This window comes from Hydrocoleum sp. CS-953 (assembly GCF_002260545.1).
In the GTDB taxonomy this organism is placed as follows: Bacteria; Cyanobacteriota; Cyanobacteriia; order Cyanobacteriales; family Microcoleaceae; genus Trichodesmium.
Genome location: NZ_LGSU01001395.1, coordinates 1 through 12014, shown reverse-complemented (window position 1 = coordinate 12014; position 12014 = coordinate 1). Strand labels below are relative to the sequence as shown.

The 12014-nt window shown below is 42.6% G+C and carries 6 protein-coding genes; 3 read left to right on the top strand and 3 right to left on the bottom strand.

Translation table 11 applies throughout. The annotated features are described in order from the left end of the window. Positions 1–112 precede the first annotated feature (112 nt). On the top strand, positions 113–1588 hold the full coding sequence (locus AFK68_RS27720) for a DUF2079 domain-containing protein (RefSeq protein ID WP_094676869.1): 1476 nt from the start codon (positions 113–115) through the stop codon (positions 1586–1588). 202 nt (positions 1589–1790) lie between these two features. On the opposite strand, the gene AFK68_RS27715 is transcribed toward AFK68_RS27720, so the two are convergent. Further along, a complete protein-coding gene (locus AFK68_RS27715) occupies positions 1791–2858 on the bottom strand; it encodes an LOG family protein (RefSeq protein WP_094676867.1) in 1068 nt (355 codons plus the stop codon). 120 nt (positions 2859–2978) lie between these two features. Between AFK68_RS27715 and AFK68_RS27710 the strand changes: the two genes are divergently transcribed. Further along, entirely contained in the window at positions 2979–3164 is a 186-nt protein-coding gene (locus AFK68_RS27710) for a hypothetical protein (RefSeq protein WP_094676865.1), read from the top strand. A 241-nt stretch (positions 3165–3405) separates the two neighbouring features. Here the strand turns inward: AFK68_RS27710 and AFK68_RS27705 are convergent, their stop codons facing one another. Further along, complete coding sequence (locus AFK68_RS27705) at positions 3406–3894, bottom strand: TerB family tellurite resistance protein (RefSeq protein ID WP_094676871.1); 489 nt, start codon at positions 3892–3894, stop codon at positions 3406–3408. Positions 3895–3990: 96 nt separating this feature from the next. Here AFK68_RS27705 and AFK68_RS43660 point away from each other — a divergent pair, with 96 nt between their 5' ends. After that, the gene (locus AFK68_RS43660; RefSeq protein ID WP_256386669.1) at positions 3991–4125 is read left to right on the top strand and encodes a hypothetical protein; all 135 of its coding nucleotides are present in this window, start codon (positions 3991–3993) and stop codon (positions 4123–4125) included. 85 nt (positions 4126–4210) lie between these two features. Here the strand turns inward: AFK68_RS43660 and AFK68_RS27700 are convergent, their stop codons facing one another. Then, positions 4211–11548 carry a non-ribosomal peptide synthetase gene (locus AFK68_RS27700; protein WP_094676863.1) on the bottom strand — a complete coding sequence of 2446 codons (7338 nt, stop codon included), beginning with the start codon at positions 11546–11548 and terminating at the stop codon, positions 4211–4213. Positions 11549–12014 lie beyond the last annotated feature (466 nt).

The following is a 12014-nucleotide window of genomic DNA, read 5'->3' as shown; positions in this document are numbered from 1 at the left end:
AATTCTGGTGATTTTATACATAGTGAATAATTGCCGTGGAATGTGGGTTACAACTGAAATATAATTGCTATAATATTCCTCACTTCTTCCTTCTTCCTTCTTCCTTCTAAAAATGCTAATTCTCAAAAGATTAAAATCAGATTTTCTACTTCAAATAACTATCATTGCTGCCATAATTTTATTTATCTGTAGCAGTGTGCGTCACTTATTATTTCAATCTTCTGCTTTTGAAATGGGAATTTATGACCAAGTTACTTATTTAATAAGTCAAGGTTTAACCCCTTTTTCTTCCTTTTTAGAAGTACATCATTTGGGCAATCATGCTGCTTGGTCAATGTATCCCGTGGCATTATTTTATAAAATTTATCCTTCAGTTTATTGCCTATTACTAATACAAGCAATTTGTTTAGCAATAGGAACTTTTCCTACTTGGAGTTTAGCCCGTCATTCAGGGTTAAATAAAAAACAAGCTTTTGCCATAGTAATAGTCTATTTGTTATACCCAGTGGTGTTTAATCTCAACTTATTCGATTTTCATCCAGAGGTAATGGCATTACCAGCAATATTAGGAGCAATTTTAGCAGCAAAACTAGATAAAATTTTCTGGTTTTGTTTAGCTATTATCTGGGTTTTAGGATGCAAAGCTGCTTTATCTTTACCAATTGCTGCTATGGGTTTTTGGTTATATTTCTATGAAAAAAAGCGAGTCTGTGGTGCAATAGCTTTATTTGCTGGTACGGCTTGGTTTATTATTGCTACTGAGATACTAATACCTTATTTTAAGGGCGGTCTGCCACCTGGAGGAGTCGGACGTTATCGATATTTAGGAGACTCTATTCCAGAAATTTTATTGAATCTTTTTTTAAGACCTGAACTGGTATTTGGTAGATTAATTTCTCTCAAAACTTTGGAATATTTATTATTGCTAAATCTGCCGATAATTTGGTGGCTGGCTCCTAAATATTTCACTCCTTTAATAGCTGCTTCTCCAGTTTTGGCTATGAATATTTTGTCTGATATTGATGCTCAACGAGATTTAATTCATCAGTATTCTTTGCCAATATTGCCTTTTTTGTTAATGGCTGTAATTTATACGATCGCTGATGGTAAATGTGGTTTATGGTATTGGGTATGGAATTTACGTCGCTCACAAGAAGATAAGGCTGAAAATTTATCTACAATTGTTAGTAACCGCTTACCAAAATTTATCATAATTTGGTCTTGCATCGGATTTTTGGCTTTAGCTAAATATGGTTATTTTTGGTCTATTTATTTAGATTATTTAGATACTTGGCAAGCTGCACGAACAGCAATTAGTTTAGTTGAGACAAAAGGTGGTGTTTTAACTACTTCAGAAATTAGTCCTCATTTAAGTCATCGTCAGTTTATTAAGTTAATTGTTGAAGAAGAGGAGTTACCTAGAGATGAAGCTTTAGCTGAGTATGATTATATCTTAGTAAATGTACGTTATCCCGGTTGGAAAAGTAGTCAGGAATATTCGCGGAAATTAGTAGATAAACTAAAAGTTAATTCAGAATTTCAGCTTAGTTATGAACAGGATGATGTTTATTTGTTTGAAAATAAATAGTCAGCATTCAGCTATTAGCCTTCAGCTCTCAGCTTTTTAATACAGCGTTCCATCAGGCGTGAGGTACACAGCTAACAGGCAAGATGCCTGTGCTACAAAAATTTTACGGTTTAATCTGGTGTACCTATACTTCTAGGTGACAGGAAATGTAGATTTAACTCGAAAGCTGATAGCTAATAGCTGACTGCTGAATGCTTACTAATTACTTATGCTCTGGATGAGTTAATTCTGTTGTATTTTCTCCCATTTGATTTATCTGAGCAATCATTTGATATAATCTACCAGTATCTTTTTGGTTAAAATACATAATTAAACGTGGTAAATGAGAAGTTTCATCTTCTGACTCTTCTGGTAAAACTTGACTTTTTTCAATCTTTCCTACAGTCAAAATATCCCTAAATTCTTGATTCAAAAAATCTACATCTTTTTGTAAAATTTCTGAGTTGAGACGAATTACAAACTTCTCTCCTACATAACGACTAGAATGATACACTCTATAAAAATTGGCGATCGCTTCACAAGCTGATTCTAAATTATCAGTAATAGTATAAAAATTACAATCTTCTGGACTAATTAACCTTCGTCGCAGCAATTGTTTATGAATAAAATCATTCCAGTCATGCCAATAATTTCCTCCAGGATAATCTATTAATACCAGAGGAGCAGGACCATATTTACCTGTTTGTGTTAATGTTAAACTTTCAAATGCCTCATCCATAGTACCAAAACCACCAGGAAATAATACCAAAGCATCACTTTCTTTGAGGAAAAATAATTTACGAGTAAAAAAGTATTTAAAGTTAATTAATTTATTATCGCCTGCGATAAATTGATTAGAGTTTTGCTCAAAAGGTAACTGAATATTGAGACCAAAAGATTTGTCGCTTCCCGCACCTTCATTACCAGCTTGCATTATCCCACCACCTGCACCCGTCATTACCATAAAACCTTGTTTAGTAATTCGACGAGCAAATGCTACTGCCATTTGATATTCTGGAGTATCTGGAGTTATTCGTGCAGAACCAAATATTGTAATTTTACGAATATGGCGGTAGGGATAAAATGTTTGAAAACCCTTTTCCATATCTTGTAAAGAAGCAGCTAATATCTTCCAGTCTAGGCGATCGAGTTCTTCTCCTGCCATATTAACTATAGTAGAGAGCGATCGCCCAATCCATTTTTGCTGTTTCAAGTTGGGCAAATTATTGAGTAATTTGCTCACTTCTGCCTCAATGAACTCAATTGTAGATTTATCAAAATCTGAGGCCATAGATTGTTTCTATATTCTAGACAACTTTATTTACTTATAGCAGATATCAGTTATCAGTTAGTCTAAAAATTCATTTTGTATGTTTTGAAGTAAAGCATCCGAATTTTCAGCGGTGCGTTAGTGAAACGTAACGCACCCTACTGGACTACTCGTAAGTTGGGTATTAGCTTTTTTGAGTATATCAGCAACCGCACTTCTAAGGCTGGAAGAATTCTCCCTCTGGCAACTATTATTCGTGAGAAAGCTTCTGTTAGTTTATTCGGTTGGTCATGGTCAGAGGAATCATTGCCTACCCCCAATTATTGAGCCGATACCAGTAATACTTATACTGTTTGATGCACTTCCTCATCTGCAATCAAACCAGGGCTAATTGATTGCAGTAATGTAGCCATTAATTTCTCTGATGATAGTTTTTGCGTCATGAGTCCTATTCTACAACACTACTTGTACTTTTTCTCTTCTTACCCCCATTTACTGAGCAGAGCGGATACACATAATTCTACAACGCCGAAAAATTAACTAGAAAAATAATAATTGATAAATTCAACTATTCAGCGTCAGTTTCAAATATCGCAAATCGTAGCCGAGCTGCCGACTCTTCTATTTCTATCAAAGACTCAATACTAACAAGTACTTTTTGTTCAATTCCTAACAGTTCCGCGGCTCGAGCAACAGCGGCTTTTTCCTTCTCGTGATACACTCCATCGGCACGGCTCATTTTGATCGCTTGGTACAACATACAACAGCGAAAATTTAGAGAAAAATCATAATGCATACCGCCCAATAGCTCTTCGATGTCCGCATTTTTTCCATCGAAATTTAGGACATTTTCTTCGATCAGGTCGGATGGTGTTCCCAGTAGCTGCTGTTCTTCCAGAAACCAATCTAATTCTTTCTGTGCTAACTCACCATCAGCACTAGCGATCGCTACTATGACTTTCAGATAGTTTCTTGCCACATCAACATTGATAGGTCCAGTGACGTTATACATCCTCTTGCCATATGGCGTCTGTTTATAACTTGTTGCAGTACTCATTGTGTTACCCTTTATCATTTACTGCTTCATAAAACCGATATAAAACGTCATAAAAATTGACATTTTAATGTTTACTTCCTGCTGTACGAATGTTGCATGCAACGTCCCTACGGGCCGTCGGCGGTTACTCATCCACAGGCATTGACGGTCAAGCAAACCGCATTTCTCAAGTCTAAACCTGTATTTAAGTCTTTGTCAATAGATACACTGCTAGAAATATTTAAGCAGTGATTAGAGCAGTTTGACAAATCTCAGCCTCATTACTACTATTTGAGATAACTATAGCTTTATATTGCTTACATACGCAAATCATTAACTAAGTCGAAACTCTTGCGAGCCAAGCTTTCAGCTTTTCAGCTAAAACTTGAACATTTGGCTCTCGCATCATAGTAACATGGTTACCAGGAACAAAATCAAGCTCTACTGCTCCATCAGCAAACTCACCCCAACCCCAGACCGAATCCTTCATATTTTCCGGGTCATTAATTTGTTCAAACTGCGCTTTTCTCTTCATCTCCTGTGAAAATTCATCACTCCTTTTGAATAAGAGGATGGGAGTCGGATAGACTTCTTGGGGCAAATACTTGATGGACATTGAGAAAGTAGCTTTATAAACATTTATTAAGCCCCGAACCTGTTCAATGCCAGCTTCCGGTGGTAATACCCCATGTTTTTGCAACTGATTGCTGAAATAGTTGATTTTCTCCTCTAAACAGAGAGGTTGGAGACTTTCAGTTGATACCTCTAGCTCTTTCTCAAATAACTGTTCCAATACTACCGCTAAATTGACGATATAAGTGGCATCATCCCAAGAGGTAAACTGCTCCATCGCCATTTTGTAACTGAGATCTGGCGCACTGACATCAATGATGACTAATAGAGCAACTTTATCCCCCTGTTTTTGTAACTGTTGAGCCATCTCAAAAGCTACATGTCCCCCAGAAGAATGACCTCCTAACAGGTACGGCCCCTCAGTTTGAATAGACTTAATTGCTTCGATGTAGTCAGCCGCCATATCCTCTATTCGTGTATGAGGTTCTGATTGACCATCAAGACCAACAGCTTGCAGACCGTAAAATGGTTGGTCTGAACCTAAATGACGTGCTAGCATCTGAAAATAGAAAGCAGAACCAATACCACCAGATACGCAGAAGAAAGGTATTTTAACCCCCTCAGTTTGAATCGGTAGTAAAGTAGACCCAAAAGAGAAATCTCTTGACTCGTGCAGAGTCGTTGCCAGTTGTTCGATAGTTTGGTTTTGGAATATACTCGCTAGGGATAACTCCTGACCAAACTGTTCCCGGAGGCGACTGATTAAAGCGACAGCTAACAACGAATGACCGCCAAGATCAAAGAAGTTATCTCGAACCCCCACTGAAGATAAATTAAAAATTGCTGACCAGATTTCCACCAGTTGATGCTCCACCTGATTGCGAGGGGGAACAAACTCTCCTTCTTTCCATACCACTTCTGGTGCTGGCAAGCCTTTGCGAGCCACTTTGCCGCTGGGAGTTAAAGGCAGTTTGTCCAAAACCACAAACGTTGCAGGTACCATATATTCCGGTAACTGTTCCTTGAGAAACTGACCCAGCTCTTGAGAGGGTATCAATTCTTGCTCCCTCAAGACGATGTATCCCACTAAACGCTTCTCATTGGCTTGATCTCCCTTTACGGCTACCACTGCCTGACTTACTTGCGGGTGCTGGCTAAGTAATGTTTCAATTTCACCCAGTTCGATGCGGAAACCTCTAACTTTCACTTGTTCGTCCAGGCGACCCAGAAATTCAATATTCCCGTCTGGTCGGTAGCGTGCTAAGTCCCCAGTTTTGTAGAGTCGTGCTTCCCCTTTCCCAGAAAAAGGATTGGGTACAAATTTCTCTTGGGTTAGTTCCCTCCGGTTCAGATAACCCCGTGCCAACCCTACACCACCGATGTGCAATTCTCCTGGCACACCGATAGGGAGCGACTGCATGTTTTTATCCAAGATGTAGAGTTGAGTATTAGCAATCGGACGACCAATGGGGGGCAGGGTCGGCCAAGTGGTGGCACTACCTTCGAGGGTGTAGGCTGAAACGACATGGCTCTCTGACGGGCCGTATTGATTTTGCACTCGGCAATCGGGGAGGCGTCGGCTCAATTCCATTAATTCTGGGGTAATCTGCAATTGTTCCCCTGCTGTAATGATTTCAGCTAACTGGGGCAGATTTCGGCAGTGGGGAGCTACTGCTGCCAATTGCTGCAAGACCACAAAGGGGGCAAACAGTCTCTCGATTTGATGCTCAACTAGGTATTCTATCAGGGCAAAGCTATCCCGTCGGATTTCCTCGGAAACTAGTACTAGAGTGCCACCAGTACACCAGGTGGAGAAGATTTCTTCGCAGGAAGCGTCAAAGCTAATCGGGGCAAATTGTAGTGTTTTGGCTTCTGGGGAGGCAATCCCTTGCTGTTGCTGCCAATACATAAGATTGACTAAACTACGATGAGCGATCGCTACTCCTTTGGGTTTACCTGTAGAACCAGACGTGTAAATCACATAAGCCAAGTTTTCTGGACTGACATCACTGACGGGGTTCTCCTCGCTCTCTCCCCCAATACGCTCCCCATCCCGATCTAAACTGACAATCTCGGCTGCAGATTCTGGTAAGGATGACAACAACCTTTCCTGAGTTAATAATACTGACACCCCGGCATCCGAGAGCATATAAACCAATCTTGCTGCTGGATAGTTGGGGTCGAGGGGCACATAGGCACCACCAGCTTTGAGTATTCCTAACAGACCCACTATCATCTCGACTGAGCGCTCTACACAGATACCCACCAGTACTTCTGGTCCTACTCCTAACTTTTGCAGGTAGTGGGCTAACTGATTAGCACGCTGATTCAGTTGGCGATAGCTCAGTTGCTGTTGTTCAAACACTACCGCCACCGCTTCTGGTGTGCGCTCTACCTGTTCTTCAAACAACTCTTGGAGACATTTAGCGGGATAATCCCTGGCAGTCTGGTTCCATTCTACTAATAACTGCTGCTCCTGTGCCGTTAACAAGGGTAACTTCGACACGGGCTGTTGTGGGTTGGTAACTATTGCCTCCAGCAGGTTCAGATAGTGCTGCCACATCCGCTCGATTGTACCCTGATCAAACAAGTCAGTGCTGTAAGCCAAAACCCCCTTGAGCCCCCCTTCTACTTCCCACAAGTGAACCTCCAGATCAAACTGCACCATTTGCACCTCAGAGTTGACTAGGGTCAGACTTAGTTCCTGCAACTGCCACTCCTCTCTCGGCGCATTCTGGAGGGTGAAGATTACTTGCACCAGTGGGTTGCGGCTTAAGTCTCGCTCTGGCTGTAGTTCTGCTACTAGCTTCTCAAAGGGCATGTCCTGATGCTCATAAGCTTCTAAGGCCAGCCGCCGCACTTGACCCAGTAACTCCTCAAAACTGGGGTCAGTAGATAGGTCTACCCTTAACACCAAAGTGTTAACAAAAAAGCCAATCAAGGGTTCAAGCTCTTTTCGGTTACGATGGGCAATGGGTAAGCCGACCACAATCTCTTCTTGCCCAGTGTAACGGTTTAACAGGCCGACAAATACTGCCAACAGACTGATGTACAGAGTAGCGTTAGCTGTTTGAGTTAGTTGTCGTAGTTTCTCGGTTAGTGCTACTGGAACTTCCAGAGGTAAGTTCGCTCCTCGAAAATTCTGCACTGCTGGACGAGGACGGTCTGTCGGTAGTTCTAGTAGTGGTAGTTCGGCTAACTGCTGCTGCCAGTAGCTTTGCAGCTGGTTTAACACCTCTGCCGATAGCCACTGCCGCTGCCAGATGGCAAAATCCCTGTATTGTATGTCTAACTCGGCTAGTGGCGATGGTTGCTTTTGGGCATAGGCTGGGTAGAGTTGATTCAATTCTCCTAGTAAGACTCTCATCGACCAGTCGTCGAAGCTAATATGATGTATAGTCAGGAGTAGAATATGGGAGCTAGCAGTTTCTTGAATTAATTGTGCCCTGAGCAGGTAGTCAGACTCTAGTTGAAAGGCTTGTTTTGTTTCTAATTGTGCCAAATGCTTGACTTCTACAGCCCTTTGCTCAGGCTCTAGGCTACTCAGATCAATCAAGGGCAGACTCCAGTCTGTGGCTGACCGTACCACTTGCACAGGCTGATTATTCACCAGGTGAAAGTTAGTTCGCAGCGTTTCATGGCGGCGGACTATTTCTTTGAGGCTGCACGAGAGTGCTTCTCGGTTGAGGGAACCCCTCAGATGCAAGACTGAGGGGAGGTTGTAGACAATTCCTTGTTGGTCAAGGTGGTTCAGGAACCACAGTCCTTCTTGGGCAAAGGATAGGGGCAAGGGTTCCTCATGGCTTGCCACTGAGACTATGGGGGGAACTTTCAGTGCCTCCTGAGTAAAACGCTGTTGCCTCAAACTCAGGTCTAGTTGAGCTACACTGGGAGCTTCAAACAAGGAGCGCAAGGGTAGTTCCACTTGCAAGGCTTCCCGTAGACGGGAAATGACTTGAGTAGCTAAGAGGGAATGTCCTCCCAAGGCAAAGAAGTTATCGTAGATGCCCACTGCTTTCACTCCCAGGACTGAGGCGAAGATGTTGGCGATAATTTCTTTACTAGGGGTGCGGGGCGCAACTAATTCTCCTTCTGTTAATTCTATGTCTGGTGTTGGTAGGGCCTTGCGGTCTACTTTGCCATTAGGGGTTAAGGGTAGTCTGTCTAATACTACCCAGGCCGAGGGAATCATGTATTCTGGCAGTTGCTGTTGCAGACTATCCTTGAGTTGAGCAATATCCACCTCTGACTGGCTGACTAGGTACGCCACCAACTTTTGGTTGCCGGGATTGTCTTCCCTGAGGATGACTACCACCTGTTCTACTTGCTCCTGGCTAGATAGGAGTGATTCAATTTCTCCTAACTCTATACGGAATCCTCTCAACTTCACTTGATGGTCAATTCTACCCATAAATTCAATATTCCTATCTCGTAAGTAGCGGACTAAGTCTCCGGTCTTGTATATTTTATTGTACAATTTTTCCTGCCCAAAGGGATTGGGGATGAATTTTTCGGCAGTTAACTCAGGACGGTTGAGGTAGCCTCGGGCTAGACAAGCACCACCAATGTGCAACTCTCCTGGCACACCGATCGGCACTGGTTGCCGATGGCGATCGAGAATGTAGAGTTTCATGTTGCTAATCGGACGCCCCAGAGGAGCACTTCCTTGATATAGCTGCTGCTCACACTTAAAGTAGGTGGTATTGATAGTTGCTTCTGTTGGTCCGTAGAGATTGTACAATTCCACTGGCAAAATCTGACCCAAGTGTTCTACTAGCTTCCTGGGTAATGCCTCTCCTCCAGAAAAAACTCGTCTGAGGGATTGGCAGTTTTCAAATCCCTCTGTTGCTAAGAGCATGTGTAACAAGAAGGGGACAACTTGCAGAATCGTGACCTGATGTTGAACAATTAATTCAATTAGATAAGCACTGTCTTGATGACCTCCAGGTCTAGCCATCACTAATTGAGATCCTGCTAACAACGGTGCATAGAACTCCCAGATCGAAGCATCGAAACTAAAAGGAGTTTTCTGGAGCACCTTGTCTTCCTTGGTCAGAGGTAAAAATGTCTGCATCCAAGACATTTGATTAGCGATCGCATGGTGAGAAATCATTACTCCCTTGGGCGTGCCAGTAGACCCAGAGGTAAAAATCACATAGGCTAAATTCTCTGAGGTGATGCCACTGAGGATATTTTCTTGGCTCTCTCTGGCGATGATGTCCCAATCGCTATCCAAATTAACTATCTGAGCACAATTTTCTGGCAGGGAGGTTACCACCGATTGCTGGGTGAGTAATACTGGTACTGCTGCTTCCGAGAGCATGTCAGCTAACCGCTGTCGAGGATAGCTGGGGTCGAGAGGCACATAGGCACCACCAGCTTTGAGTATTCCCAACAGTCCCACTACCATCTCGACTGAGCGCTCTACACAGATACCCACCAGGACTTCTGGTCCTACTCCTAAATTTTGCAGGTAGTGGGCTAACTGATTAGCACGCTGATTCAGTTGCCGATAGCTCAGTTGCTGTTGTTCAAACACTACAGCCACCGCTTCTGGTGTCCGCTCTACCTGTTCTTCAAACAATTCTTGGATACACTTAGAAGCTGGATAATCAGTAGCAGTCTGGTTCCATTTTATTAATAACTGCTGCTCTTCTTGTGCAGTTAACAACGGTAACTCTCCCAACCTTGACTGTGGATTTGTCACTATCCCAGCTAACAAGGTTTGTAGATGCCCCAACATCCGGTTAATGGTTTCTGCTTCAAAGCAATGACAATCGTAGTAAATTTTTAAGCGCAATCTTTCCTCAGGTATTCCAATCACCGTTAGAGGATAATTAGTTTGTCCAAAAGATTCTATTTGCTCAATTTCTAGAGGTTGAATTAACTCTTCTTGCAGCAAACTACCCAGTGGATAGTTCTCAAAAAACACAATGCTCTCAAACAAGGGGACTCCGGCTGGAACCTCACTACACTTCTGAATCTCTACCAGATGACTGAAAGAGTATTCCTCTAACTCCACTTGCTGGGAGTGCAATTGTTCTAGCCAAGGGATTAGTTCAGCTTCTGTTGGCACTTTCACCCGCAATGGTAAAGTGTTCATCAACAGCCCCACCATGGTTTCTACTCCTGGGAAATTAGCCTGACGACCAAAAACCGTCACCCCAAACATTACCTCTGATTCCCCACTATAGCGAGATAGCAGTAAAGCCCAAGCAGCTTGCACCAGAGTTGAGAGGGAGAGGTGATGCTGCTTGACTAAGGATTGAAGGGCTGTTGTTACTGAGGCTTCTATATAGCACTCCAGCTCCTGGTAGCTAGATGGCTGCTGTTGTTGCTGAGAGGGAGTTCGGTCTACTACCAGGGGAGTGGGGGCTGTAAATCCTTGTAGATTTTCCCGCCAAAATACCTCAGCTTGAGATGGCTGTTGCTGCTGTAGCCAACCAATGTAGTCTCGGTAGGGAGTTACCGGTGCCAGAGTACAGCTTTGACCTTCGCCAGAGGATTGATATAAGCTCAATAGTTCTTGGAAGATTACTTGTAGACTCCGACCATCTAGTAGGATATGGTGGAAACTCCAGACCAATTGGTAGCTCTCATCCTCTAGCCGAATTAGATACCACCGCATCAGAGGAGGGTGATTGAGGGCAAAACGTTGTTGGCGGTCGCTTACCAACAAGGCTTCTAACTGCTGTTGTTGCTCCGTTACTGATAAGTCTTGCCAATCTTGATGCTGCCAAGACCAATCTACCTGTTTGAGTACCACTTGTAGGGGTTGTTGCCGATGCTCCCAAATAATGAAGGTACGTAGAACTGAGTGCCGCTGCACTACCTGTTGCCAAGTCTGCTCCCAGATATCAACTTGCAAGGGACTAATTTTCAACAGCAATTGCTCTACATAGACCCCTGATTCGGGAGCATAGAGACTCTCAAACAGCATCCCTTCTTGCATCGGGGACAAGGGATAGATTGATTCTAGATTCCTAGAGTTAATTAATGTGAGTAAACTGTCGAGTTCGGTTTGACTCAACTGGGCAAGAGGAAAGTCGGAAGGACTATATATTCTTGTTTCTAGAGATTCTATTCGCTCTTGTAAGTTCATTATATACTGGTCTTTTCGGCGGTTGAAATTCTATTATACTGTATTGGGCGATTGGGCGATCGTGAGATAAACTTCCCAGAATCCTGGTAGAATTACCTGAGTTGAGTTATTTTTTTCTGAATCATGGAACTACCAAACATCAATGCTGTAGATAGGCGTGGATCGAAGGTAGGTGCCATATAGTGCAGTCTGGGGAGATAAAGGCTATCAAAACCTTGTAAATTCGTCGAATTTTTCTCAGGAAGTTCGCAATCACCAAGGAAAAAATGGACGACTATAACCTTTGTATATCAATAGTTTCAAGCCCTCATTGCCCAAAGTCTGGCGAACCTTCGATCTATGCCTACTACTAAAGTTATGAATAATTGATTAAATAGAGCCAATATATTGTGGGTTAAAATTTCTTATATTTGTTTGATTTGGTAAATATGACTGCCAAGAATAAAATATTTTGTAATCCATAATC

Bases quoted from the DNA above. Each gene is read 5' to 3' on its own strand.
- AFK68_RS27720 (WP_094676869.1), top strand. From the start codon at position 113: ATGCTAATTCTCAAAAGATTAAAATCAGATTTTCTACTTCAAATAACT.
- AFK68_RS27715 (WP_094676867.1), bottom strand. From the start codon at position 2,858: ATGGCCTCAGATTTTGATAAATCTACAATTGAGTTCATTGAGGCAGAA.
- AFK68_RS27705 (WP_094676871.1), bottom strand. From the start codon at position 3,894: ATGAGTACTGCAACAAGTTATAAACAGACGCCATATGGCAAGAGGATG.
- AFK68_RS43660 (WP_256386669.1), top strand. From the start codon at position 3,991: ATGCAACGTCCCTACGGGCCGTCGGCGGTTACTCATCCACAGGCATTG.
- AFK68_RS27700 (WP_094676863.1), bottom strand. From the start codon at position 11,548: ATGAACTTACAAGAGCGAATAGAATCTCTAGAAACAAGAATATATAGT.